Here is a 25,061-nt window from a genome sequence, read left to right as displayed (position 1 = left end):
CTCGTCAGTGATTCGCGGCGACCTTTACCTTGTTTTTCGGCGGCGCTTCAATGTCAGGCAGATCGGTCGTGCCGACAGGGCGCAATCCAAGGATCGGCGCAAGCCTTCTGATGACATCCGCCGCAACCGGCACGGCTGTTGCGCCAGCAACGCGGCTTTCACCACCGCCAAGCTGGCCGGTTGGTTCGTCCAAGGTCACGACGAGCACGTATTTCGGGTCTTCATAGGGAAAGACCGATGCAAAATTCGCCACCACCTTATTGTCATAGTAGCCGCCGCCGGGCCGGGGCTTGTCGGCAGTGCCGGTTTTGCCCGCCACCTCATAGCCCTCGACATTGCCCGATTTTGCAGTCCCGCGCACAACGACCTGACGCAGCAGGTTCACCGAAAGCTTTGCTGCATCCGATGAAATCACGCGCTCCCCCACGGCGCGTTTCTTGCCGTGAACCAGCGTCGGCGTGACCTTGCGCCCGTCATTGGCCAGCGTCGCATAGGCCGAGGCAAGATGCAGCGGGCTGGCCGCAAGGCCGTGGCCAAAGCTGACCGTCGCCGCCGTCACCGCAGGCCAACGCGGCGGAACGATAGGTTTGCCCGTCGGCGCCTCGACCATCTCGACGTTTGTCGGCTCGAAGAAGCCAAGCTGTTCAAGAAAATCCTTCTGCCGCTCCACCCCGATCATCTGCGCAATCCGAACCGTTCCGACATTGGACGACTTCACAATGATATCCGACACAGACAGGCTGGGTCCGTAGTTGTGATAGTCATTGATATTGTATTTGCCGATCTTCATCGGACTGTTGGAGTTGATATGCGTATTCGGATTGACCAGTTTCAGGTCCATCGCCTGCGCAACCGGGAAGATCTTGAAGGTCGAGCCAAGTTCATACTGGCCTTGCACCACCCGGTTGAACAGCGGGCTGTCCGACGGATCGCCCTTCAGTGCGGGACGAGGACGATCATTCGGATCAAAATCCGGAAGGCTGGCCATCGCCACGATCTCGCCGGTCTCGATTTCCATCAGCACCCCGGCCGCACCCTTCGCATTCATCCGGCGCATACCAGAGGACAGGACCTCCTCCATCGCGGATTGTGCCGTCAGATCAATCGAAAGGGTCAGCGGCGCACCTTCATTCGCGGGGTTGCGCAACCATCCGTCAAAGGCCTTTTCTACGCCCGCCGTGCCGATCACTTCAGCACTGTTCACGCCCTCGACACCGAAAGCGGACCCGCCAAGAATATGGCTGGCAATGCGCCCATTCGGGTATAGCCGCATTTCACGCGGCCCAAACAGCAGCCCCGGTTCGCCAATATCGTGAACCGCCTGCATCTGCTCTGGGCTGAGCTTTTTCTTCACCCACAGAAACTTGCGCTTTGGGTCTGTGAAGTCCTTGACCAGCCGTTCGCGGTCCAGGTCCGGGAAGATCCGTGCGAGCGCGTCGGCAGCACCGCGCCCATCAACCATCTGGTTAGGCTGTGCATACAGGCTATAGGTCAGCATATTCGTTGCCAGAACCCGTCCCCGGCGATCCGTAATATCGGCGCGTTGGCTGATGATCTGGGCACCCGTCGCCTGCGCGCGCGGCTCTGCCGGATCAGATGCCGCCAAGGCGCCCATTCGGAACCCCACGACGGAAAAGGCCGCAAGAAAACCAAGGGCCATGAACACCAGCCGACCCTCGGCCCGCTTTCGCGCCCGGTCCTGAATTTGCGCGTGTCGCTCTGCCCGGTTTGCGGCCTCGATCTCATCGGGGTCCTGACCGGTTTCTCTGGCGCGAAGAATGCGGGCCAATGGACGCAAAGGTTTACGGATCATCACTGGGCCTCCTGTTCGGACGGGGTCGGATCATCGTCGGTAATGGCGCCCCCGGTGGGCGGAACGAAATTCTCGGGCCGGCGCGGCGGGTGCTTCACCGGCGGCGGGGGATAATCAATTTTGCTGGTTTCGATAAACTGGTCCGAGGTGATCGGGTCGAGTTGGAGCTTATCGGCGTTCAGCCGCACAAGTTCGCGCAGACGCGCAGGCCGATTCAGATAGGCCCATTCCGCCCGCAGCACGACCAGTTGTTCGCGCAAACCGGCAATCTCACGCTGGACCGCCTCCATCTCGTTCAGCGCGTCCTGCGTGCGGTAATTTTCGCGATAGGCCCAGAAGGCCAGCCCCATGACCACCATTGCCACCAGCAAGTAGAGGATAGACTTCATCGCGCACCGCCCTTCTGCCGCAAGCGCGGCAAGGCAATGGCATCACGGTCAAGTTCGCGCGGGGGGGCGTCGGTTCGAATGCCGACCCGCAGGAACGCGCTGCGTGCGCGAGGATTGACGGCCAACTCACCCTCGTCAGCGCCAATTGCGCGACGGTAGGGCTGCGTGAACGTCGGGGCATCGACGATCTCTGCGGGCGCGTGACGCGAACCGCCGCCTGCGGTCGCAGAGCGAGACTGGAAAAAGCGCTTCACAACGCGGTCTTCCAGCGAATGAAAGCTGACCACGGCCAGTTTGCCGCCGGGTTTCAGTGCCCTCTCGGCTGCCGCAAGCCCCTCTGCCAGCTGACCGAATTCGTCGTTGACCCAGATTCGAACCGCCTGAAAGCTGCGCGTTGCCGGGTGGCTCTGGCCGGGTTTCGGGCGCGGCAACTGGCTCGCTATAACCTCTGCCAGCTGCGCCGTCGTGCTTAGCGGCCGTGCAGCCACTATCGCCCTGGCAATACGCCGCGACGCGCGTTCCTCGCCATAATGATACAGAACATCGGCAATCTCAGCCTCGTCTGCACTGTTCAGCAGACCCGCCGCGTCGGGACCGTCATCTCCCATCCGCATATCCAGCGGCCCTTCGCGCAGAAAGGAAAAGCCGCGCTCCGCCTGATCCAGCTGCATGGAGCTTACGCCCAGATCCAGAACGACGCCGTCAACCACACCGCCCGCGATGCTGTCCATGTCCGAGAATGTGCCTTCGCGCAGCTCCAGTTGATCGCCATATTCGTCAATCCAGCCTGCCGCCATCCGGAAGACAGTTGGGTCCCGATCGATGGCGATGACCTTCTCCGCCCCGGCCTTCAGCAAGCGCCGTGTATAGCCGCCAGCACCGAAGGTGCCGTCAATCCAGACGCCAGAGACAGGTTCGACAGCCCGAATCAAGGGTTCGATGAGAACCGGGATATGCGGATTTTCTTTGGGATTTGCGGGCGCGGCCATTGCCTCAGCCCTCCGTCCCTTCAGGCGCAGCAGGTTTGGCAAGGAAACTGCGCGGATCGAAATCGTCCGGGAATTGCGACATGAACGCTTCAAGAGAGCCACTGGAGGCGGAATAGCTTTCAGGATTCCAGACCTCGATAAAATCACCCTTGGAGGTAAAGAAAGCTTCGTTATCAAGACCGATCTTGTCGCGCAGCTTCTGTGGAAGGACCAGACGACCATCCGTGTCAATCTCCGCCTCGGTGGCCAAACCATTCATCAGGGTTTCCAGCCACAGGCGTTCCTGCGAACCGCGCGGCAAACGGTCGATTTCCTCGTCGATCTGCTCTGCCGCTTCGACGGTGTAAAATTCCAGCTTCTGCCAGCTATCCGGGCCGTAAACCACGATCATGCGGACCCGTTCAGAGGGGTTCCAGTCAGGATCGCCGGCTTCGAAAATACGGCGAAAGCGGGCCGGGATCGACATGCGACCCTTGCCATCCACTTTTACCTCTTCCGAGCCTCTGAACTTGCGCGCCACCGGCGGGCCCTTCCTTCGATCCTGTCCCTTCCTTTCCGGCGTCTCCGGAAAAGAAAGGCGGACCGGGCCGCTGCCACTGCCCGATCCGCCGCCCTCGTTCCCATCTCTGGGTCCCGCTCGTTGGCGGGGCGGTCCCTGGTGCCACCTTGGGGGAGGTGCTGCTCGCACATTTGGGACCGTCGTTTTCGGAAGCGGGTGCCTGTATGAAGCCTGCTATCGCCTTCAGGGTCTTGATCGCCCTTTTAGCCCGTCTCCGTGCTTCTTTGATGGCATGGGAATTTATGGGACGCAATGGAAAAGAGTGGACCGGCGCCGCGTGAGCATTCGTGATTGACCGTGAACAATTCGAGAACATAAAAATTCGCATGTCCGATCTGCAGCAGTCCTAGATCAAACACTATAATTTTACACAATATGTAGTGTTTTTAGATCTTGCCAAACGAAATCCCGGAAAATCCCAAAAATTTCCAGACGAGGCTGACAAAGACGCCGATCTTCCCACCTGAGCAGGGCAGAACCGCCCGAATCACGACAGGTCACGGCTCGGTGATTCGGGCATCGGACAACCCGTTCCCACGTTTTCCCAGCCGGAGTCTCGGTCGGCTTTCGACCGATTGGGAACGCGGCGAGAACACCGGATTTCCAGATTTACAGTCAGCAGGGCTATTGCGATGCGTACGCATAGCTGTTTGCATGATGTGCAGTCACGACGCCAAAGCCCTCGCGCGAGACAACGCATGATACTGGCATCCTATTCAGCCATTGAGCACGTCTCGCGCCGCCTGTTCTCCACCCAACAAAGCGGTCCTGTTGCCCCGCATAGCAGGCTGCAAAGAAAACTGGTCTGCAAATAAGATTATTTCGCCGGAACGGTGAGTGAGTTTGGTGACGCAGCGTCACTCGGAACCGTTGCCGCGATAGCGCAGAATTCAGCAATATGAGCAATCCGGGCCGAGAACAAAAACGCCTGTTTTCAGAGAAAACGACACGCGATAACGGCGGCGTGATCAGAATTCCTTTAACGAATCCGTCACATTAGCGGCACAACCCAGAGATGCATTGCAATTGCTGCATGGCAGCATTGAGGTATTGGACGTTGTGCAAGCGCAGCATTGGGTCCATCTTCATCCCAACGGCGCGGATACGCCGCACCGTGAATACGAACCGATATAGACGAAGATGAAAACAATGGCTGCAACGAACACTCTTACCCACACCGCCCACAACGAACGGGCCGCCGGAACTGGCATCATGGGCCTGTTTGCTCGTCTGCAGGAAGCCCGCGCCCGTCGCGCCGTTTATCGCCAGACCGTTTCCGAACTGTCCAGCCTGTCGGCACGCGAACTGGATGACCTGGGCATCCACCGCAGCATGATCACCCGGATCGCTAGCGAAGCGGCCTGGGGCAAGTAAGAATAGAATACCCGACCCTCCCTCCTCCCTGGGTCCGGGTTTAGGCGGCACCTCCCCTCCTCCTCCCTGGAGGTGCCGCCGACCAGATACGACAAGGCTATACCTCCTCCCTTAGCCTTGTGGTGACAGCGGCGCCCACGCCCTCCTCCTCCCTGCGGGGGCGCCGCTAGTAAGAATACGTCAGCCCTCACCTCCTCCCGAGGGTGTGACGTCAGCGATACGGGCCTCTCCTCCCTGTCTGTGTCGCTTCCTATACGCGGACCCCCTTCTCCTCCCTGGGTTCGTGTGCGCGACGCGGGCGTCCTCCTCCCTGCCTGTGTCGCAGTTATACGCGGCCCCTCCTCCTCCCTGGGCCAGCGTTGTCGCGGCGGCGCCCCTCCTCCTCCCTGGGCGTCGCCGCTTTTCATTTCTGCGCAGGCGTGGAAATAAGGGCGAATGTTGTCCTATCAGCACATTTACCATGCCGGGAACGCCGCGGATTTGCATAAGCACGCGCTGTTGGCGTGGGTGATGGATTACTTGACGGCGAAGGATAAGCCGTTGAGTTATCTCGAAACCCATGCCGGACGAGGATTATACGATCTGTCATCGGATGAGGCGCGTAAAACCGGAGAGGCCGCGGCCGGGATCGGACGGGCAGAGGCGCAGAACTGGCTGGCGGATGGGCATCCGCTGATGCGGGCGATTGGGGCAATCAGGGCGCGCTATGGCGCTGATGCCTATGCCGGTTCGCCTTTGATTGCACGTCATTTCCTTCGCAAAGGCGACAGCGCGCATCTGGCAGAGCTGCACCCGGCCGAGCATGAGGCACTGGCAGAGGTCGCGGGCCATGCGACACTGTACAAACAGGACGGTTTCGCGATGGCCAGATCGGTGACGCCGCCGACCCCAAGGCGAGGACTGATGCTTGTCGATCCGAGCTATGAGGTGAAGTCGGACTATGCGGAAATTCCAGCATTTATTGGAGACATCGCCCGGAAATGGAATGTCGGCACGCTGATCCTGTGGTATCCCTTGCTGAGCGATGGGCGAGAGCGCCGGATGCATAAGAAATTACAAGGGGCCTTTCCCGATGCGCTGACATCAGAAGTGCAATTCCCGCCAGCGAAACCGGGCCATGGGATGGTCGGATCGGGGATGTTTACGGTCAATCCACCCTGGGGCATGGCCGAAGAAGCCGCGCGAATCGAAGGGCTGTTCCGAGGCTGATCGGCGCTGCGTCAAAAACTCTGTTCGAAGTTGATGCGGACAATGTTGCCAAACTCTCGCAGCTTCGATCCGGGCATGACTTGCACTTTCCTGCGACGCGGCAAATGCTTGGAGTTGAAACCTTGCACCTTAACTCCGACAGAAGACGGTATGGCAATGGCTAAGTTATTTGCATTTTTCGCCGCACTTTTGGGCGCATCATCCGCATCGGCCCAAACTAGTTTGGCTGAGCTTTTATCCGAACTTGATATGCTGCTGAAAAGCAAGCACCCCGAACTCGCCGCCAGCCTGCGTCCTCCGCAATCCGCTGAACAGATCGAAAGAATGGAAGCGCGATATCAGATCGTCCTGCCTGATGAGGTCAGGACCCTATACCTTTGGCACGACGGACAAGACCCAACCGGTTTCACGACCTTCGCCAACAATATGGCCTTCCAGCCATTGTCGGAGTTGCTGCAAACGAAAGCCGAATTTGACAGTATGATCGGATATGATTTTCATCTGAAAAACTGGTGGCATCAAGCATGGTTGCCGCTGTTCCACAATGGTGGTGGCGATTACTTGGTGGTCGATCCGCAAGGTATCCATACAGGTGATGCGAACCAGCTTCTGGCCTTCTATCACGATGACAAGTATCGACCGATTATTGCAAAAGACTTAACGACCTTCTTCAAGGCGGTACTGGACTATTATGATAAGACCTCGACTGAGGATATGGATGAGTTCCACATCATAGATGATTTCCTACCCAATTCGAACCTTTCGTTCGATGCGTCGGGCAAGGCCGAGCCGCTGCAATAGCCTTGGGCGGGAACCCACAGCTGCCGCCGAAACAAAAAACCCCCGGCGCGATGGCCGGGGGTTTTTCGTTCCGTTTGTCTTGCCGGGTTTACGCAGCTGCGAGGTTCCGCAGAACGTAGTGTAGCACACCGCCATTCTTCAGATAGTCGATCTCTACCTCCGTATCGATGCGGGCCTTCAGCTTGATCGTCTTTTCGGTGCCGTCGGCATATTTCACCCTGGCATCGACGATTTGCAGCGGCTTCACTTCGCCCAGGCCTTCGATGGTGATTTCTTCCTGACCGGTCAGGTTCAGCGATTTGCGGGTGTCGCCTTCGGTGAACTCGAAGGGGATCACGCCCATGCCAACGAGGTTCGAACGGTGAATACGCTCGAAACTCTCGGCGATCACGGCCTTGACGCCCAGAAGGTTGGTGCCCTTGGCCGCCCAGTCGCGCGACGAACCGGCGCCATATTGTTCACCGCCGATGATGACGAGCGGGGTTCCCTGCGCCTCATACTGCATGGCGGCGTCGTATATCGCCTGCTGTTCGCCCTTCGGCCCCTTGGTATAGCCGCCTTCAACGCCATCCAGCATCTCGTTCTTGATGCGGATATTGGCGAAGGTGCCGCGCATCATGACCTCGTGATTACCGCGACGCGAACCGTAGGAGTTGAACTCCCTCGGGGGGACCTGACGCTCTGTCAGATATTGACCGGCGGGGGTCGATTCCTTGAACGAACCGGCGGGCGAGATGTGGTCGGTGGTGATCATGTCGCCAAGGACCGCAAGGACGCGGGCACCCTTGATATCTTCGATCTCGCCGGGCTGTTTGGACATGCCCTGGAAGTAAGGCGGGTTCTGGATATAGGTCGAGGTCGCGGGCCAGTCATAGACCTCGCTATCGGTGGTTTCGACGCCCTGCCAGCGTTCATCGCCCTTGAAGACATCGGCGTATTTTTCCTGGAACATCTCTCGCGTGACGACGCTGTGGACCATATCCGCCACCTCTTTCGAGGAGGGCCAGATGTCTTTCAGGTAGACGTCATTGCCGTTCTTGTCCTTCGCGATGGGGTCGCGGGTCAGGTCGATGTTCATGTCACCGGCAAGCGCATAGGCCACAACCAGCGGCGGCGAGGCCAGATAGTTGGCGCGGACGTCCGGGCTGATGCGGCCTTCGAAGTTGCGGTTGCCTGACAGAACAGACACCGCGATCAGGTCGTTTTCGTTGATCGACTTGGAAATCGCGGGCTCCAGCGGGCCGGAGTTACCGATGCAGGTGGTGCAGCCGTAACCGACAAGGTTGAAGCCGATGGCGTCCAGATCGTCCTGAAGGCCGGCGGCTTCCAGATATTCGGACACGACCTGCGATCCCGGCGCCAGTGAGGTTTTCACCCACGGCTTGCGGTCCAATCCGAGTTCCCGCGCCTTGCGGGCCACGAGGCCGGCGGCGATCAGGACATAAGGGTTCGAAGTGTTGGTGCAGGAGGTGATGGACGCGATGACGATAGAGCCGTCATGCAGTTTGTAATCCTGCCCTTCGACCTCGCCTTCGGAGAAGCCGCGATGGCGGCCGCCCGGAACATAGCCCGGTTCGCGTGCGCCACCTTCGGCATCCCAGCGGATCTCGGCGCGTTCGGATTCGTCCTTGAAGCGTTCGCCCATGACCAGATCCCAGAAGGCCTTGGCCGAAACGTCCAGCGGGGTGTGATCCTGCGGGCGCTTGGGGCCGGAAATGGCCGGGACGACATCGTTCAGGTCCAGATGCAGGGTCGAGGTATAGACCGGATCGTAGTTCTCATCGCGCCAGAGGCCGTTTTCCTTGGCATAAGCCTCGACCAGTGCGATGCGGTCCTTGTCGCGGCCGGTCTGTTCCAGATAGCGCAGGGTTTCTTCATCAATCGGGAAGAAGCCGCAGGTGGCGCCGTATTCGGGGGCCATGTTGGCGATGGTTGCGCGGTCGGCCAGCGGCATGTTCGCCAACCCGTCGCCGTAGAATTCGACGAATTTGCTGACCACGCCATGTTCGCGCAGCATCTGGACAACTTTCAGCACGAGGTCGGTCGCCGTCACGCCCTCTTTCAGCGCGCCGGAGATGCGGAAACCCACGACTTCGGGGATCAGCATCGAGATCGGCTGACCCAGCATCGCGGCCTCTGCCTCGATCCCGCCGACGCCCCAGCCCAGAACGGCCAGGCCGTTAACCATTGTGGTGTGGCTGTCGGTGCCCACCAGTGTATCGGGGTATGCGACTTCGCGGCCGTCCTGATCCTTGTCGGTCCAGACGGTCTGGGCCAGATATTCAAGGTTGACCTGATGGCAGATGCCGGTTCCTGGCGGCACGACGCGGAAGTTGTTGAACGCCTTCTGCCCCCATTTCAGGAAGGTATAGCGTTCCATGTTACGCTCATATTCGCGCTCCACGTTGAACTGGAAGGCGCGGGGCGTGCCGAATTCGTCGATCATGACCGAGTGGTCGATGACCAGATCAACCGGGTTCAGCGGGTTGATCTTTTGTGCGTCACCGCCAAGCGCGGTAATGCCGTCGCGCATCGCAGCAAGGTCAACGACCGCAGGAACGCCGGTGAAGTCCTGCATAAGCACCCGGGCCGGGCGATAGGCGATTTCGCGCGGGTTGTTGCCGCCCTTTTCCGCCCATTCGGCAAATGCCTTGATGTCGTCAACGGACACGGTGCGCCCGCCATCTTCAAAGCGAAGCATATTTTCCAGCACCACTTTCAGCGCGGCAGGCAATTTCGAAAAATCGCCGAGGCCAGCTTCGGTAGCGGCAGGAATGGAATAGTAGTCAACGCTTTGCCCTGCAGCTTCAAGCGTGCGTCGGGTTTTGGCGGTATCGGTTCCGGTAACGATGGGCATGGTGGCCTCCCTGTCAAATGGATGGGTACGGCATACAGTTCGAAACTGAGATGCCCCATTCGGGGCTGTCTTTCAAGGGCAGCGCAACAAAATGTATACGAATGTATACCGCATTTCAGCTTGTTGCACAAGTGCAACTGCCTGTGCGGTCGGGCCACATAACACACGGTTGATTTGGGATTTCGGCGGCAATGGCCTAACCCCGTGTGCAATCATCGACAAAAAAGCACGGGCAGGAAAGGACATACGATTTGTGATGCTGCGAAAGACCGTTCTGCCTATCCTGCTTTCTCTGACGCTCGGCCTTGGTCCACACGCTGCAACGGCTGACGATTTAGACGATGCCGATGGTGCGGAAAGCGGCCTCGTATCCGGTGATGGATTTGGTGACGCGCAGACGCAGGACGTGGATCAGCCGGGGAGCAAAGGCGACTATTCCGACATCATGGATGACGTCGACGCCGTGATTGACGCAATGGATGACGCGATGGGCGGCGGCGGACCACCCGGTTCAGATGCGTTGCGGCGCAGATCGCCGACCTCTGCCAACACACAGCAGTCCCCGCAGCCCGAAATTCCGCAAGGTCCGCGTACGCCATCTCCCATCGTGGTAGAGCTGTTCACGGCGCAGGGCTGTGATGCCTGCCCCCCGGCAGAGGAAATGATGGGAAATCTGAAGGGGCGGCGGGATGTGCTCGTCCTCAGCTGGCATGTGGATTACTGGGATTACCTTGGCTGGAGCGACAGTTTCGCCCGCCCCGAATTCAGCATCCGGCAAAAGGGTTACAACCTGTCTCGCGGCGCACGCAGCCTGTTCACACCGCAGGTGATCGTCGCCGGGGAAACGGCGATCGACAACCCCAACCCGGCCGCGCTGATGACTGCGGTGAAGCAAGAAATGGCAGAGGGCGATCATGTTGCGATCTCGCGCCGCTCTGATGGGGCGCGCAGCGAGATAGAGCTTTCGCCGTTGACCAATCTGCCCGGTGACATTGCAATTCAGCTTATCCGCTATCTGCCGGCGCGCAGCGTCGAAGTGGGCAGCGGCGAGAATGCGGGCAAAAATCTTGAAATGCACAATGTCGTCGTCAGCGCGGATGAGCTGTCGCGATGGGACGGGCGAGCGCCGCTGCGCCTGACGGTCACCTTGGGCGCCGGACGTTCGGCCGACCTGCCAGAGGATACGCGCCACGCCCTGATTGTTCAGGAAATGCGCGGCGCAAGACCCGGTGAGATCTTCGCTACGGTCCGGCTGGACTGATCTGCCCTTGCCCGTCGCCCCGCGCTGCGCGAAAAGGGCAGCGGTCAGTGACCGGCCCGATCAGGAGACAGTATGAAGCAGCCAGCACCCTGGGTGAAACCAGCATTGGAATATGGCCCGCTCGCCCTATTCTTCGTCGTGTTCATGTTCATGCGCAACCGTACAGTCATGCTTGGCGGCACCGAATATGGCGGTTTCGTGGTCGCCACGATGATATTCGTGCCGGTTCTGGCGCTGACGACATTCCTTCTGTGGCGGCTGACCGGCAAGCTGTCGGCGATGCAATTGCTGACGCTGGTTCTGGTGGTGCTGTTCGGCGGGCTGACGATCTGGCTGAATGACGAGCGTTTCCTGAAGATGAAGGTGACGATCATCTATGCGATTTTCGCGGGGCTTCTGGGGCTGGGGCTGCTTCTGCGCAAGAATTGGCTGGAACTGGTCATGGGCGAGGCCCTGCCGATGCAGCACGAGGGCTGGATGAAGCTGACCCTGCGGATGGTGCTGCTGTTTGCATTCATGGCGGTTGCCAATGAGTTCGTCTGGCGCACGATGTCCGATACAGCCTGGGTAAACTTCAAAACCTTCGGGCTGCCGGTCATCATGTTCGCCTTTTTCATGGCGAATGCCGGGCTGTTCAACCGTTACGCGTTGGAGAAGGAAAAGGACTGAAGCCGTTTCGGCGGCTGAAGCAACCTTGACCAGCGGCGGCTTTGTCCGGTTGGCAGATGCGCGCGCAGCAAGGGAAGCGGCAGCGCCCACGGCTGCGCCAGTGCGACGCGGTAGAAATCGAACAGCCCCTCGCGCAGATAGGGTGACCAGTGGCAGGCGCGGGACGCTTCATCGCCGATGTCAAAGCCCAGTGCCGCCAGCCCTGCCCGCATCTCTGCCCCGTCGATCTGTAGGTCCAGCCAGTTCCGGCGCGGCGCGGACAGGCCCAGACCAAGCGCCCGGCTGCGGGCGCGGGCAACCAGCAACTCCAGACCGAGATCGAAGGGATCGTTTTCGCGCGAAGTGACATTTATCACCTCTGCCTTGTGGCCAGCGGGACTGTCCATCGCGGTCTCTGCCTCTGGCTGCAATTCGGCCGCCGACATCAGGATCAGGCGACCGACGCTGCCCGGTTGAGTGGCAGCAACAGCCTGCAAGGCCACACGCGCACCAAGGGAGTGGCCGATCAGGTGCACCGGACGCCCTGCTCTTTGCGAAATTTCGGCGATCAGCCGCCCCAGTTCCGCGCCGACATGTCCTGCCTTGCGATAGGCCGATGCCAGCGAACCGCGGGCCGACCAGCCAAAGGCAATTCCCAGCCCCTCGTCCCCATCGGCGGTGAAGCCCAGAGCACGCGGCCATGACCGTAGACGGCGCGCGCCTGGCAGGTGCGGGTCAAGGCCAAGGATATGCCGGTGCGGATCGTGTTCCGGGCGAAAGGGGCAGTAACGATATCCGTGGATCATGACGATGATCGGCGCGTCTGATTCAAGCCGTGCCGCCAAAGGCAGCAAGCCCGGCGCATGGGGCCGTCCGGCATTGATCGGTAAAATCGCCATGACCAATATCTTCGGCAGTTTCCGCTGCTTGCGGGATAGACCTGCCACGCGACAGCGGCGTGACCGCCTTGTGACAAGGTGGTGACAATCTACAAGATATAGTTTCGGTTGGCGCAACGACTGGACGTCCCTGCCTTGCTTCACTGGCAGCAGCCTTGCCAAGACCACGGCAGCAGAGTAACGCAAAACTGCAACAAAAGAGGCCCATCATGGACAATCGCAAACTGCACAAACGCAGCCTTGCCGTACACGCCGGCACCCGTCGCAGCCAATATGGCGAGATGGCCGAGGCGATGTTCATGACCCAGGGCTTTGCCTATGACACCGCCGAACAGGCCGAGGCGCGGTTCCAGCAGGCAGGCGATGACGAGTTCATCTATGCCCGCTATGGCAACCCGACAAACCGCATGTTTGAGGACCGGATTGCGGCACTGGAAGGCACGGAGGACGCTTTTGCGACCACCTCTGGCATGGCGGCGGTGAATGGGGCGCTGATGGCGGTCTGCCAGTCGGGCAGTCATGTCGTGGCGGCGCGCGCACTGTTCGGATCGAACCTGTATATTCTTGATGTGCTGAAGCGTTTCGGCGTCGAGGTCACGCTGGTTGACGGCACCGATCTGGATCAGTGGCGCAGCGCGATCCGACCCGGCACGACTGCCGTTTTCTTCGAGTCGGTGTCGAACCCGACGCTGGAGGTGATCGACATCGCCGCTGTGGCGCAACTGGCCCATGCGGTCGGCGCGGTGGTGATGGTTGATAACGTCTTTGCCACGCCGGTCTTTTCCCGTGCCGTGGAACAGGGCGCGGATGTGGTGATCTATTCCACCACCAAGCATATAGATGGTGCGGGCCGTGCGCTTGGCGGTGTAATTTGCGGCACAAAGCAGTTCGTCCGCGAGGTCGCGGAACCCTATCTGAAGCATTCCGGCGGCGCGATCAGCCCGTTCAACTCCTGGCTGATGCTGACCGGACTTGCGACGATTGATCTACGTGTGCGGGCGATGGCTGACAGCGCGGCAGTCATTGCCAAAGCATTGCAGGGCCATGCACGGCTGTCACAGGTCATCTATCCCGGCCTGAACGATCACCCGCAGCACGATCTGGCCATGTCGCAGATGGGATCGGGCGGCACGATGATCGCGCTTGAGATCAAAGGCGGCCAGCAGGCGGCGTTCGACACGCTTAACAAGCTTGAACTTATCCTGATTTCCAACAATCTGGGCGACGCCAAATCCATCGTGACCCATCCGACCACGACGACGCATCAGCGCCTGAGCGAAGAGGACCGGCTGACCCTTGGCATCACGCCGGGTTTGGTGCGCCTGTCCGTTGGTCTGGAACATCCCGACGACCTGATCGCGGATCTGACACAGGCACTGGAATAGCGTGTCAAAGATCGGCGGGAAAAGCGATGATCGGTCCTTTTCCGCCGGAACCCCCTTTGGAATACGGGGTTTCGCCTTATATTCAGGCAGCGAACTGCAATGGAGACGCCCGTGAACACGCCGCGCCCGCCGACGGTCTATCCGGCACTTGCCCGCGAATATGACGCCGACTTCAAGGTCGATCCGCAATACAAGGCCAGCCTGCCCGACCTTCAGAACGGACCGGCCAGCCTGATCGTGGGCGCAAATGTCCTGATCCAGCATGTCGGGATTTCCAATTTCCGCCTGCCGATCCGCTATCAGTTGAAGGACGGCGGAGAGATCACTCTGGAAACCAGCGTCACCGGCACCGTCAGCCTGGAGGCGGATCGCAAGGGCATCAACATGTCGCGCATCATGCGCAGTTTTTATGCCCATGCGGATAAGGAATTCAGCCTCGATGTGCTGCAGACGGCCCTTGATGATTACAAGGACGATCTGGACAGTATGGATGCGCGAATCCAGATGCGGTTTTCCTATCCGACGCGGGTGGATTCGCTGCGCTCTGGCCTGTCGGGCTGGCAATATTACGATGTCGCGCTTGAACTGATCGAACATCAGGGCGAGCGGCGGCGGATCATGCATGTGGATTACGTCTATTCCTCGACCTGCCCCTGCTCGCTGGAGCTTTCCGAACATGCCCGGGAAAGCCGGGGGCGGCTGGCAACACCGCATTCGCAGCGCTCGGTCGCGCGAATCTCTGTCGAGATGAAAGGAAGCGACCGGCTGTGGTTCGAGGATATGATCGAACTGTGCCGCCGTGCCGTGCCAACCGAAACGCAGGTTATGGTCAAGCGCGAGGATGAGCAGGCTTTCGCTGAACTGAACGCCGCCAACCCGATCTTTGTCGAAGATGCCGTGCGCAGTTTCGCCGAGCAATTGATTGCCGAGCCGCGCGTGGGCGATTTCCGCGTCATCGCCAGCCATCAGGAATCGCTGCATTCCCATGATGCGGTGTCGATGCTGGTCAATGGTGAGACCTTCGCGCAGGACAGTCTTGACCCGACGACCTTCGCCAGCCTTCAGCACCGGGGCTGATGACGTCCCGTTCTGGTCACTTGAGGCGCTCTGCGATGGGCATCGACAATTTAACGAACAATTAGCGAACACCACTTTTCGCCGCGGCCCTGCGCGGCTATGATCGGTGAATGATGGATGACGATCCCTTCGAAGCGGCCGAGCGCAAGCTGAGCCTGTCGCAACGCGCCATGGGCATGCCCTCTGGCCCGCCGCCCTATCTGGACGGGCTGAATGATGCCCAACGTCAGGCGGTGGAGGCTTTGGATGGCCCGGTCCTGATGCTGGCGGGTGCGGGCACCGGCAAGACGCGTGCTCTGACAACGCGAATCGCGCATATCATTGCGACGGCGCGTGCGCATCCCGGACAGATCCTGGCCGTGACCTTCACCAACAAGGCCGCGCGGGAAATGCGCGACCGGATCGGGCGGCTACTGGGGGATGCGATTGAAGGGATGCCGTGGCTGGGGACATTTCACAGCGTTTCGGTGAAGATCCTGCGCCGCCATGCCGAGTTGATCGGCGCGGGCGATTTTCATCTGAAACCGACCTTCACGATTCTGGATACCGACGACCAGATCCGCCTTTTGAAACAGTTGATCGCGGCGGAAAACATCGACGAAAAGCGGTGGCCGGCCCGCCAGCTTGCCGGGATGATCGACGGCTGGAAAAACCGCGCGCTGACGCCCGACAAGGTCAGCCATAATGAAGGTGCTGCCTATGACGGCAAGGGCGTGCAGCTTTACCGCGCCTATCAGCAGCGCCTTCTGGCGCTGAACGCGGTCGATTTCGGCGATCTGCTGCTGCATTGCGTGACACTGTTTCAGGCCCATCCGGATATCCTGAAACAATGGCAGAACCGCTTCCGCTATATCCTCGTGGACGAATATCAGGACACCAATGTCGCGCAATATCTGTGGCTGCGGCTGCTCGCGCAGGCCCATCGCAATATCTGCTGCGTGGGCGATGATGACCAGTCGATCTATGGTTGGCGCGGGGCAGAAGTCGGCAATATCCTGCGCTTCGAAAAAGATTTCCCCGGCGCTCAGATCATCCGGCTGGAACAGAATTACCGGTCCACCCCGCAGATTCTTGGGGCGGCTTCGGGGCTGATTGCCGCCAATAAGGGCAGGCTTGGCAAGACGCTGTGGACCGATGCGCAGGACGGCTTGCAGGTCCGGCTGATCGGGCATTGGGACAGCGAGGCAGAGGCCCGCTGGATCGGCGAAGAGATCGAGGATTTCCACTCCGGCACGCGGCGCAGCGTCGGCAAGCACGATCTGAACGACGTGGCGATCCTTGTCCGCGCCAGCCATCAGATGCGGGCGTTCGAGGATCGCTTCCTGACCATCGGCCTGTCCTATCGCGTGATCGGCGGCCCGCGTTTCTATGAGCGGCAGGAAATCCGCGATGCGATGGCTTATTTCCGGCTGGCGGTCTCCCCCACCGACGATCTGGCCTTTGAGCGGGTAGTGAATACGCCGAAGCGCGGGCTCGGCGACAAGGCGGTCAAGACGATCCAGCAAGAGGCCCGCGATCTGGGCGAGCCGCTGCTGATCGGCGCGCAATCGGTGATTGCCAACGGTCTTCTGGGCGGCAAGGGTGCTGCCAATCTGCGCGAATTCGTCGATGCGATGGGGCGCTTTCATGCCGACGCATTGGATTCGACGGCCAACCATGTCGAACTGGCCGAGCGCATTCTGGATGAAACCGGCTATACCGCCATGTGGCAGAATGACAAATCGCCCGATGCGCCGGGGCGGCTGGAAAACCTCAAGGAACTGGTCAAGGCGCTTGAGGAATTCGACAATCTTCAGGGCTTTCTGGAACATGTCGCATTGGTCATGGACCGCGACAATGACGAGGCACAGGATGCCGTCTCCATCATGACGCTGCACGCCGCGAAAGGGCTGGAATATCCCATCGTCTTTCTGCCGGGATGGGAAGACGGTCTGTTCCCCAGCCAACGCAGCATGGATGAAAGCGGCATGAAGGGGCTGGAGGAGGAACGGCGTCTTGCCTATGTCGGCCTCACCCGGGCCGAGAAGCTGGCGACGATCAGTTTCACCGGCAACCGGCGGATGTATGGGCAATGGCAGTCATCCCTGCCCTCGCGTTTCATCGACGAACTGCCCGAGGAACATATCGAAGTCCTGACCGCGCCGGGCCTTTACGGGCAAGGTTATGGCGCGGCTGCAGTGGCCGCAGGCTCAGGCGATTTCGGGGCGTCCATGCACAGCCGGGCCGCCAATGCCGATGTCTATAACTCCCCCGGCTGGAAGCGCATGGCAGAACGCGGCGACCAACGCGCCAAGCCCCGCACCCCCGCCGCCGTGGTCATCGACGCCGAGGCCGTGGGCTTTTCCGTCGGCGACCGCGTGACCCACCCGAAATTCGGCGAGGGCAGCATCATGGGCATCGCCGAAGACACGCTGACAATCCAGTTCGAGGCCGGTTTCAAGAATGTGAAGGCAGGCTATGTGCAGCCCATGGGGGCTGAGGATGATGTGCCTTTTTGAGGAGGTGAGCGGAGGTCCGAAACGCGGGACGGAGCGGTCCTTTGCGATACCCTCGAGAATGGCTCCTGATAGTCAGCAGGCAGGCGCTTATACATTATTGCCGAGAAGCAGCGACGTTCACCCCAAGCCCCACCAGAATGCTCCCACCGATTCGGCGCGCAACCTTCGCAGCTGTTGCAGAACGGCGAAGTGCCGAAGACACCTTGTCGGCCAATACGACCGCGATGACGTCGGCGCTCGAAAACATGAGGTTGACGATCGTCCCCAAAATGAACAGTTGCAGCCAGATCGGAAAAGTAGCGCTCAAATCGGTGAACTGAGGAAGGAAGGCCACATAGAAGATGGCTGTTTTCGGGTTCAAGACCTCCACTGTGACACTTTCCCAGAATGCCCGCTTTGGCGACTTTGCATCCACTTCCAAAACTGACATCGTAATATTGTCCCGCGAAAAGAAGAGCTTCACGCCGAGCCAGATCAGATATGCGGCACCTGCAAACTTCAACAATGTGTACAAGATGGGAACGGCTTCAAACAGAATCGCCAGGCCAAGAGCCGCTGCAGCCACATGGGCGTACCCCCCAATGTGTATCCCAAGTGCGGCCAACCAACCCGCTTTGCGGCCGCGTGCCATCGTCTGAGCGGCCGTGTAAAGCATTGCCGGACCGGGCATGTAGGCAAAAACGGCTGTCGCGACCACGAAGGCAGACAAGAGTTCAAAAGATGGCATCGGTTGTCTTCCTGATTTTTGATTGGCATGGCCCAATTCGGCAGCACTTCACCACGTCCCTATGCAGATAGCAGACACTGATGCATTGCGCAGCATTAGTTAATATGGTCTCAAAGCCGACATTCGCATCTTGAACCTCGCAAGAAAAAAGGGCGCAGCCCGCGGGCTGAGCGTCTGCCCGTCCCGGCGGGCAGGCGCTTTGGTGACGCTGGTCCCTTCGCCCGGCGAAGACATGGGGCGCGCGCGATAAAGTGCTGAACCCGGCCCTTTATGGCGCCATCCCACGGGCATGCGCTCGCCCTCTGTTGCGCTTTTCGTCGCGATGGGTTGGTATTTCCGGCGAGGGCCGGAAAAAGCGGAGAGCATCATGGTCAAGACCCAGAAAATCACCCAGTCTGAATGGGAACGCTTTCCCGATACATGGCGTGGCAGCCTCACCGGAGAGCGGATGGGGACAGATATCACGCTCGCCTTCTATGAGACCGACGAGATCGGCAAGGGGCCAGTGCTGCACACGCACCCCTATGCCGAGACGTTTGTCGTGCTGGATGGCAATGGCCGCTATCAGGTCGGCGATCAGGTGATTGATGCGGTGGCGGGTGATGTGCTGATCGGGCCGCCGGATGTGCCGCATAAGTTCTGGAACCTCGGGCCGGGAAGGCTGCGGACGGTGGATGTCCATCACAGCCCGGTCTGGATTCAGGACGATCTGGAATAGGTGCGTGGGGGTGGTGCGCTGAAGCGCACGCTACGGTCAGCGGGGTTCGGCGGCGAGTGCCTTTTCCAGTTCGGGCAGGAAGCGGTTGGTGTAATCTTCGCGGATCAAGGGGCCGGCGTGGCGGTAAAGGATCTCTCCTGCACCGTTAATAATAAAGGTCTCGGGCGGGGCAGTGACGCCCCAGTCAATCGCGGCGCGACCGCGCGGATCGGTGGCGATGGCGTGAAACGGGTTGCCGTCCTCTGCCAGAAAGCGCAAGGCGTCGGCTTCGTTATCCTTCAGATCGACGCCATAGACCGGCAACCGTTCGGACAATTCGGTCAGCGTCGGATGCTCGGCCCGGCAAGGCGGGCACCAGCTTGCCCAGAAATTCACCAGCTTCACGCCCGGTTCGCGCAGCATGTCGCCGGTCAGCTGGGTATTGTCCGGCAGGGTCGTTTCCGGCAGCGGCGGTGCCTCTCGCCCGATCAGGGTCGAGGGCAGGCCATCGGGATCGTCGCGGCCCATCCCCCACAGGAACAGCAAAGCCAGCCCCAGAAACACCACCGGCGGGATCAGCATCAGAGGTTTAACGCGCATTCTGTCGGCCCTCCTGCTGTTCAAGTGCACGACGGGCACGGGTATTGCGGGCAATGCTTTGCCAGATCAGCAGCGCCAGAAGCGTCAGACCGACGCCGTATGACAGCGCCACCGGAACGGCATATTTACCAAGTTCAATCATAGGCGGGTTTCTCTGGCTTGCAGGGCGGCGGTGCGGCGGATGCGGATTTCGGTTCGGGTGCGGATCAGCAGCAGGGCGAGGAACAGCAAAAAGAACCCGATCATGCAGAGGTAGAGAGGGTAGCGGTAGATCTCGCTCATCCTTTCGCCGGGGGCCACAGAGAGGGACGCTCCCTGATGCAACCCCTGATTCCAGAACATCGCCGCATAGCGCGACAGCAGCGCGAAGACCGAACCGACGAGGCAAAGCACCCCGGTCAGATCGGCGGCGCTGTCGGGGTTTTCGACGGCCTCCCACAGCGCGATATAGCCGACATAGAAGAGGAACAGCACCAGGAAGCTGGTCAGGCGCGGGTCCCATTCCCACCATGTGCCCCAGGTCGGCTGGCCCCATGCCGCGCCGGTGACAAGGGCAATTACGGTCATGACCGCACCGATCGGGGCGGCGGCCTTGGCAGCCAATGCGCTGACATGGTGACGGCGGATGATCCAGATCAACGAGGCGACGAGCATCATCAGCCATATGTTAATCGCCATCATCGCGGCTGGCACATGCAGGAACATGATCTTGACCGATGCCCCCTGCCGGTAATCGGGCGGTGTCAGAAAGCCCCAGATCAGTCCGGTCACGGTGAAAAGCGCAGCACCACCCACGACCCAAGGCAACACCCTGCCCGAGGTTTTCATGAACTTGACGGGGTTGGCATATTCCCAGATCGACATGGGCGTTTCCTAGCGCGTGGCGGGGTCCGGGTGAAGTCTTTACCCGCTTTAGCTGGCGGAGTCTTTACCGCAGGTTGATACGTAATGCCGCAGCCGCGGCGAAGGGGATCAGCGCCAGCGTCAGCAAAGTGATCGCGGCAAGGAAAATCAGCGGCGTCGTAAATTCCATCCCCGATGCACCGCGCCGCGTTGCCTCTGCCCCGAAAATCAGCGTCGGGACATAAAGTGGCAGGACCAGCAGCGACAGCAGCAGGCCGCCCCGGCGCAGACCGACGGTCAGGGCAGCGCCAAAAGCGCCGAGCATCGACAGCGCCGGTGTGCCGATCAGCAGCGACAGCAGCAGCGGAATGACGGCTTGCCGCGGCAATTGAAGCAGGAGGCCGAACAGTGGCGCGGCCACGACCAGAGGAAGGGCCGACGTTATCCAATGCGCGGCGGCTTTGGCCAGCACTGCCCCCTCCAGCGGGATCGGCGCCGTTGCCAGAAGATCGAGAGAGCCGTCTTCGTAATCCAATGCGAATATACGGTCGAGCGACAGCAGGCAGGCCAGCAGGGCACCGACCCAAAGAATGCCGGGCGCGATCCTTGACAGGGTTTCGCCTTCGGGGCCGACGCCGAAGGGCACCAACGTGCAGAGGATCAGGAAAAAGCCGAGACCGAGGCCAAAGCCACCGCCAGCACGTGTTGCAAGCGTGAGATCGCGCATCAGCAGGGCGATCACGATGCTCTCCTTCGGCGGCGCGGCACAGGTTCAAATGAGGCCTGTGTCACGCAAAAGCCTCATTGAAGCCGGCAGAAATGGCGCGCGGCGTATCGGCTTTTGCGCGGTATGGCGTCAGATCGAGAACATCCGCCTCTGGCAGATGCAGGTCGATATGCGTCGCGATCAGCGCTGCGCCCCCGCCTTTCAGATGATGGCGAACCGCAGCCACGAACAGCGCGACAGAATCCGCATCCAGCGAAACCGTCGGTTCATCCAGAACCCAGATCGGGCGGCCCGTGACAAGAAGCCGCGCGAGCCCAAGCCGCCGTTTCTGTCCCGCCGAAAGGCTGCCCGCCGCGCGCCCTGCCAGATCGCGCAGATTCATCGCTGTCAGGGCGGGTGCGATGTCCGGCTGGCCGAAGATGTCGGCCCAGAAACGCAGGTTGGCCGACACCGTCAGCGCAGCTTTCAGACCGTCCGCATGGGCCGCATAGGCGATGCTCTCTGCTTCACACGCTATTCGCCCGGCGACCGACGGTTGCAGCCCCGCGACGCAGCGCAACAGTGTCGTTTTGCCGATACCGTTGGGACCACGCAGGATCAGCGCTCTTCCCGGATTAATTGAAAAGGAAACACCCTCGACCGCCCACAACCCGCCGCGCGCTACGGCGAGTTCTTGGACCGAGAGCAAACTCATAAGGGCAGCAGCGCACAGGCGACGCGCCGCCCCTCTGCCAACAGGACGTTATAGCTGCGTGCGGCTGAGGGAGATGACATGGCCTCGGCCATCAGGCCATCCTGCTGTAACGCGTCCAGCAGATCGCGCGGCGGGATCGCGATATCCGCGCCCATGCCCAGCAGCAGAACATCGACCTGCCCCGAAAGCGATTTCAGCGGCGCACGATCATCCAGTCCCGACCAGCCAGCAACACCGCTTGGCGATGCGACGATACCACCCTGATGCACCGTACCGCCCACGCGGAAGAAGCCGGGTCCGTAACCGTCGATAGGCTTTGCGCCGGACGGGAACTGAACCTCGGTCAGTTTCATCAGGGCGATTCCCGGAACTGATCGGGCAGTTTTTCGGGATCGGGCTTGGACCAGTCGCGCTTCACGCCAAGCCACAGCACAATGTTCTTCGCGACATAAATCGACGAGTAGGTCCCGATAATGATCCCGAAGGTGATCGCAAAAACGAAGCCGCGGATCACGTCACCGCCCAGCACCAGCAGCGCAATCAGCGCCACAAGCGTCGTGCCAGAGGTCATCACGGTCCGGCTGAGGGTTTCGTTGACCGACAGGTTCATCACATCGCGCAGGGCCATTGATTTGAACTTGATCAGGTTTTCCCGCAAGCGGTCAAAGACAACCACGGTATCGTTGATCGAGTAACCCAGAATGGTCAGCAGCGCTGCGATAATCGTCAGGTCGAACTTGATCTGAAACAGGCTGAACACGCCCAATGTTATGACGACGTCGTGGATAAGCGACACGAAAGCCCCAACGGCAAACTGCCATTCGAACCGCAGCCAAATGTAAGCCGAGATCGCCAGCAAAGACGCCAGAACCGCGTTGATGGCGGTTTGGATCAATTCGCCTGAAACCTTGGGGCCCACAGATTCGACGGAAGGAAAGGTCAGGGTCGGATCGACTTGTTGCAGCGCAGCTTCGACCCGGGTGATGGTTTCAGGGCTGACGGATTCTGACCCTTCCTGCGCCTGAATGCGGATCTGGGCCACATGTTCTTCCGGCCCGAAGGTCGGATCGAAAACTTCGCTGATTGCAACATCGCCAAGATTCAGCGGCGCAATTGCATCGCGATAGGCACCGACATCGACAGGCTGCGTCGCCTCGGTCCGGATGGTTGTTCCACCACGGAAATCGATGCCGAAGTTCAAACCCATCACGAACAGGCAAATCAGCGAAGCCACGACCAGAATCCCCGACAGACCGAAGGTATAGGTCTGCAACCGGAAGAAATCGATCTTCGTCTCGTCAGGTACGAGTTTCAGTCGCCAAGCCATATCAAACCTCTATCGTCTTGGGGCGAGCGCGATCAAACCAGATCACCATCATCAGACGCGTCACCCAAAGCGCCGTAAAGACGGATGTCACGATACCGATGGCCAGCGTGACGGCAAAGCCCTTGACCGGGCCAGAGCCCATCATAAACAGGATCGCCGCGATAATCAGAGTGGTCACGTTGGCATCGACAATGGCCGACATCGCGTGACGGTAGCCCTGCTCGATCGCCCGTGCCGGTCCTTTGGCACGCTTCAGCTCTTCGCGGATACGTTCGAAAACCAGAACATTGGCATCAACCGCCATACCGATGGTCAACACAATACCGGCGATACCAGGCAGCGTCAGCGTGGCGCCGATCAGGGACAGGATACCAAAGATCAGCCCGATATTCAGCGTCAGCGCAATCGCGGCAAACACGCCGAACAGCCTATAGCTGGCAATCATCAACACGATGACAGCGACAAAGCCCACCGCAGAGGCAACCTTGCCCGCATCGATGCTGTCCTGTCCCAGTTCCGGTCCGATGGTGCGTTCCTCAAGAAACGTGAGTTCCGCCGGAAGCGCACCGGCGCGCAGCAGGACCGCAAGCTGGGTGGAACTGGCGACATCCATGGAACCGGAAATCTGGCCAGCACCGGTCGTGATCGCGTCACGGATGACCGGGGCAGAGATCACCTCATCATCCAGCACAATCGCGAAGGGCTGGCCGATATTGGCGGCGGTGTATGCGCCGAATTTGCGTGCGCCCGACGGGTTGAAGTTGAAGTTCACCGCAGGCTGGCTGTTCTGGTCGAAGCCGGGTTGGGCATTCGTCAGCTCTTCACCTGTTACAACGGGGCTATCCTCGACAATGTAGAACACGCCCTCTTCATCAATCGAGGGCAGAAGCGCATTGCCGACACCGGGCGCGGCATTCGCATCCGTCGTCCGGCTGATCACGGGGTTGAATGTCAGCTTCGCGGTCGTCCCGATCAGTTCTTTCAGTTCAGCGGCAGACCCGATGCCCGGCACCTGAATCAGAATACGGTCCGCACCCTGACGCTGGATCGTCGGCTCTCGTGTGCCGACCTCATCGACGCGGCGGCGAACGATTTCCAGCGATTGCTGAACGGTTCGGTCATCAGTCGCGGTTTTTTCGGCATCCGACAGATTGATCTGCAACTGATTGCCCGAAGCAGAAATCTCGATATCGTTCTGCCCCGCACCGCTGAGAGAGACGACAGGCGTCGCAAGAGTGCGCGCAGCAGCGACCGCCGCTGCCATTTGATCTGCATTCTCGATTTCGACATGCAACTCGTCTTCGGGACCCGGCACGCGGCGCACGGCACCGATGGTGTCGCGCTGCTCTGCCAGCACCCGGCGCAGTTCCGGCCAGAGGGCATCCATGCGGGATTTGTAGACTTCCGCAACGTTCACCTCCGCCAGCAGATGGGCACCGCCGCGCAGGTCGAGACCAAGGTTGACCAATCCGTTCGGCATCCAGTTCGGCCATGCATCTATGGCCGCCTGCTGTTCATCACTGACAAAGCCCGCTGCTTCGGATGCGGCAACCGCGTCGTTATGGGCCTCTACACGGCCATAGAAGAAGTTCGGCAAGGCCCAGATCAGGCCGATTGCCACCACGCCCAGAATCAGGACGCGTTTCCAAAGCGGAATATCCAGCATGTCGGAAAAGCCTTAAAAAGC

The 25,061-nt window shown here is 60.1% G+C and carries 24 protein-coding genes; 9 read left to right on the top strand and 15 right to left on the bottom strand.

The features are described from left to right. Nucleotides 1-4 precede the first annotated feature (4 nt). From PAF20_RS02155 to mraZ, 4 genes are read right to left on the bottom strand one after another with little or no spacing between them, the layout of a single operon-like run. The gene (locus tag PAF20_RS02155; protein ID WP_271072116.1) at nt 5-1,813 is read right to left on the bottom strand and encodes a peptidoglycan D,D-transpeptidase FtsI family protein; all 1,809 of its coding nucleotides are present in this window, start codon (nt 1,811-1,813) and stop codon (nt 5-7) included. Then, entirely contained in the window at nt 1,813-2,202 is a 390-nt protein-coding gene (gene ftsL, locus PAF20_RS02150; protein WP_271072115.1) for a cell division protein FtsL, read from the bottom strand. The genes PAF20_RS02155 and ftsL overlap by 1 nt, the downstream gene beginning before the upstream one ends. Beyond that, nucleotides 2,199-3,191: a 16S rRNA (cytosine(1402)-N(4))-methyltransferase RsmH gene (rsmH, locus tag PAF20_RS02145; RefSeq protein WP_271072114.1), complete on the bottom strand. Its 993-nt coding sequence runs from the start codon at nt 3,189-3,191 to the stop codon at nt 2,199-2,201. The genes ftsL and rsmH overlap by 4 nt, the downstream gene beginning before the upstream one ends. Nucleotides 3,192-3,195: 4 nt before the next feature. Beyond that, nucleotides 3,196-3,711 carry a division/cell wall cluster transcriptional repressor MraZ gene (gene mraZ, locus PAF20_RS02140; RefSeq protein ID WP_271072113.1) on the bottom strand — a complete coding sequence of 172 codons (516 nt, stop codon included), beginning with the start codon at nt 3,709-3,711 and terminating at the stop codon, nt 3,196-3,198. Between the two features lie 1,179 nt (nt 3,712-4,890). Between mraZ and PAF20_RS02135 the strand changes: the two genes are divergently transcribed. From PAF20_RS02135 to PAF20_RS02125, 3 genes are all read left to right on the top strand, one after another. Continuing rightward, nucleotides 4,891-5,124 (top strand): DUF1127 domain-containing protein, encoded by a 234-nt coding sequence (locus tag PAF20_RS02135; RefSeq protein WP_434802936.1) that lies wholly within the window; start codon nt 4,891-4,893, stop codon nt 5,122-5,124. A gap of 435 nt (nt 5,125-5,559) precedes the next feature. Further along, nucleotides 5,560-6,333: a 23S rRNA (adenine(2030)-N(6))-methyltransferase RlmJ gene (locus PAF20_RS02130; RefSeq protein WP_271072112.1), complete on the top strand. Its 774-nt coding sequence runs from the start codon at nt 5,560-5,562 to the stop codon at nt 6,331-6,333. Between the two features lie 156 nt (nt 6,334-6,489). Beyond that, nucleotides 6,490-7,134, top strand: coding sequence for an SMI1/KNR4 family protein (locus tag PAF20_RS02125; protein ID WP_271072111.1), 645 nt, complete (start codon nt 6,490-6,492; stop codon nt 7,132-7,134). An 88-nt stretch (nt 7,135-7,222) separates the two neighbouring features. Here PAF20_RS02125 and acnA read toward each other — a convergent pair whose 3' ends face one another. After that, nucleotides 7,223-9,991, bottom strand: coding sequence for an aconitate hydratase AcnA (gene acnA, locus PAF20_RS02120; RefSeq protein WP_271072110.1), 2,769 nt, complete (start codon nt 9,989-9,991; stop codon nt 7,223-7,225). A gap of 256 nt (nt 9,992-10,247) precedes the next feature. Between acnA and PAF20_RS02115 the strand changes: the two genes are divergently transcribed. Together PAF20_RS02115 and PAF20_RS02110 are read left to right on the top strand one after the other, a co-directional pair. After that, a complete protein-coding gene (locus PAF20_RS02115) occupies nt 10,248-11,252 on the top strand; it encodes a DUF1223 domain-containing protein (protein WP_271072109.1) in 1,005 nt (334 codons plus the stop codon). 72 nt (nt 11,253-11,324) lie between these two features. Next, entirely contained in the window at nt 11,325-11,921 is a 597-nt protein-coding gene (locus PAF20_RS02110; RefSeq protein WP_271072108.1) for an inner membrane-spanning protein YciB, read from the top strand. Here the strand turns inward: PAF20_RS02110 and PAF20_RS02105 are convergent. Continuing rightward, on the bottom strand, nt 11,894-12,799 hold the full coding sequence (locus PAF20_RS02105) for an alpha/beta fold hydrolase (protein ID WP_271072107.1): 906 nt from the start codon (nt 12,797-12,799) through the stop codon (nt 11,894-11,896). The two genes, PAF20_RS02110 and PAF20_RS02105, sit on opposite strands and share 28 nt — an antisense overlap. A gap of 209 nt (nt 12,800-13,008) precedes the next feature. Between PAF20_RS02105 and metZ the strand changes: the two genes are divergently transcribed. The 3 genes from metZ to PAF20_RS02090 all read left to right on the top strand — a co-directional run bounded on the left by metZ (nt 13,009) and on the right by PAF20_RS02090 (nt 17,759). Further along, nucleotides 13,009-14,184, top strand: coding sequence for an O-succinylhomoserine sulfhydrylase (gene metZ / locus PAF20_RS02100; RefSeq protein WP_271072106.1), 1,176 nt, complete (start codon nt 13,009-13,011; stop codon nt 14,182-14,184). Between the two features lie 99 nt (nt 14,185-14,283). After that, nucleotides 14,284-15,261, top strand: coding sequence for a GTP cyclohydrolase FolE2 (gene folE2 / locus PAF20_RS02095; protein ID WP_434802935.1), 978 nt, complete (start codon nt 14,284-14,286; stop codon nt 15,259-15,261). Between the two features lie 110 nt (nt 15,262-15,371). Beyond that, complete coding sequence (locus PAF20_RS02090; protein WP_271072104.1) at nt 15,372-17,759, top strand: ATP-dependent helicase; 2,388 nt, start codon at nt 15,372-15,374, stop codon at nt 17,757-17,759. A gap of 94 nt (nt 17,760-17,853) precedes the next feature. On the opposite strand, the gene PAF20_RS02085 is transcribed toward PAF20_RS02090, so the two are convergent. Continuing rightward, the gene (locus PAF20_RS02085) at nt 17,854-18,486 is read right to left on the bottom strand and encodes a LysE family translocator (RefSeq protein WP_271072103.1); all 633 of its coding nucleotides are present in this window, start codon (nt 18,484-18,486) and stop codon (nt 17,854-17,856) included. A 289-nt stretch (nt 18,487-18,775) separates the two neighbouring features. Here PAF20_RS02085 and PAF20_RS02080 point away from each other — a divergent pair, with 289 nt between their 5' ends. Next, the gene (locus PAF20_RS02080) at nt 18,776-19,204 is read left to right on the top strand and encodes a cupin domain-containing protein (protein ID WP_271072102.1); all 429 of its coding nucleotides are present in this window, start codon (nt 18,776-18,778) and stop codon (nt 19,202-19,204) included. A gap of 36 nt (nt 19,205-19,240) precedes the next feature. On the opposite strand, the gene PAF20_RS02075 is transcribed toward PAF20_RS02080, so the two are convergent. The 8 genes from PAF20_RS02075 to secD form a co-directional block, all read right to left on the bottom strand. Beyond that, a complete protein-coding gene (locus tag PAF20_RS02075) occupies nt 19,241-19,783 on the bottom strand; it encodes a DsbE family thiol:disulfide interchange protein (protein ID WP_434802934.1) in 543 nt (180 codons plus the stop codon). Beyond that, entirely contained in the window at nt 19,773-19,925 is a 153-nt protein-coding gene (gene ccmD / locus PAF20_RS02070) for a heme exporter protein CcmD (protein ID WP_271072101.1), read from the bottom strand. The genes PAF20_RS02075 and ccmD overlap by 11 nt, the downstream gene beginning before the upstream one ends. Beyond that, the gene (locus PAF20_RS02065; RefSeq protein WP_271072100.1) at nt 19,922-20,647 is read right to left on the bottom strand and encodes a heme ABC transporter permease; all 726 of its coding nucleotides are present in this window, start codon (nt 20,645-20,647) and stop codon (nt 19,922-19,924) included. Before PAF20_RS02065 ends, ccmD begins: the two co-directional genes overlap by 4 nt. Before the next feature lie 64 nt (nt 20,648-20,711). After that, nucleotides 20,712-21,368, bottom strand: a complete 657-nt coding sequence (gene ccmB, locus PAF20_RS02060) for a heme exporter protein CcmB (protein ID WP_271072099.1) — start codon at nt 21,366-21,368, stop codon at nt 20,712-20,714. A 46-nt stretch (nt 21,369-21,414) separates the two neighbouring features. Next, nucleotides 21,415-22,047, bottom strand: a complete 633-nt coding sequence (ccmA, locus tag PAF20_RS02055; RefSeq protein WP_271072098.1) for a heme ABC exporter ATP-binding protein CcmA — start codon at nt 22,045-22,047, stop codon at nt 21,415-21,417. Beyond that, nucleotides 22,044-22,400, bottom strand: coding sequence for an Mth938-like domain-containing protein (locus PAF20_RS02050; protein ID WP_271072097.1), 357 nt, complete (start codon nt 22,398-22,400; stop codon nt 22,044-22,046). Before PAF20_RS02050 ends, ccmA begins: the two co-directional genes overlap by 4 nt. Continuing rightward, entirely contained in the window at nt 22,400-23,374 is a 975-nt protein-coding gene (secF, locus tag PAF20_RS02045) for a protein translocase subunit SecF (RefSeq protein WP_271072096.1), read from the bottom strand. Before secF ends, PAF20_RS02050 begins: the two co-directional genes overlap by 1 nt. A 1-nt stretch (nt 23,375) precedes the next feature. Beyond that, nucleotides 23,376-25,040 (bottom strand): protein translocase subunit SecD, encoded by a 1,665-nt coding sequence (gene secD, locus PAF20_RS02040; RefSeq protein WP_271072095.1) that lies wholly within the window; start codon nt 25,038-25,040, stop codon nt 23,376-23,378. Nucleotides 25,041-25,061: the final 21 nt, after the last annotated feature.

It is taken from the genome of Paracoccus albus, assembly GCF_027913035.1.
GTDB classification, from domain to species: Bacteria; Pseudomonadota; Alphaproteobacteria; order Rhodobacterales; family Rhodobacteraceae; genus Paracoccus; species Paracoccus albus.
The sequence above is the reverse complement of the archived record's forward strand: the minus strand, read 5'-3'. Positions and strand labels throughout refer to the sequence as shown.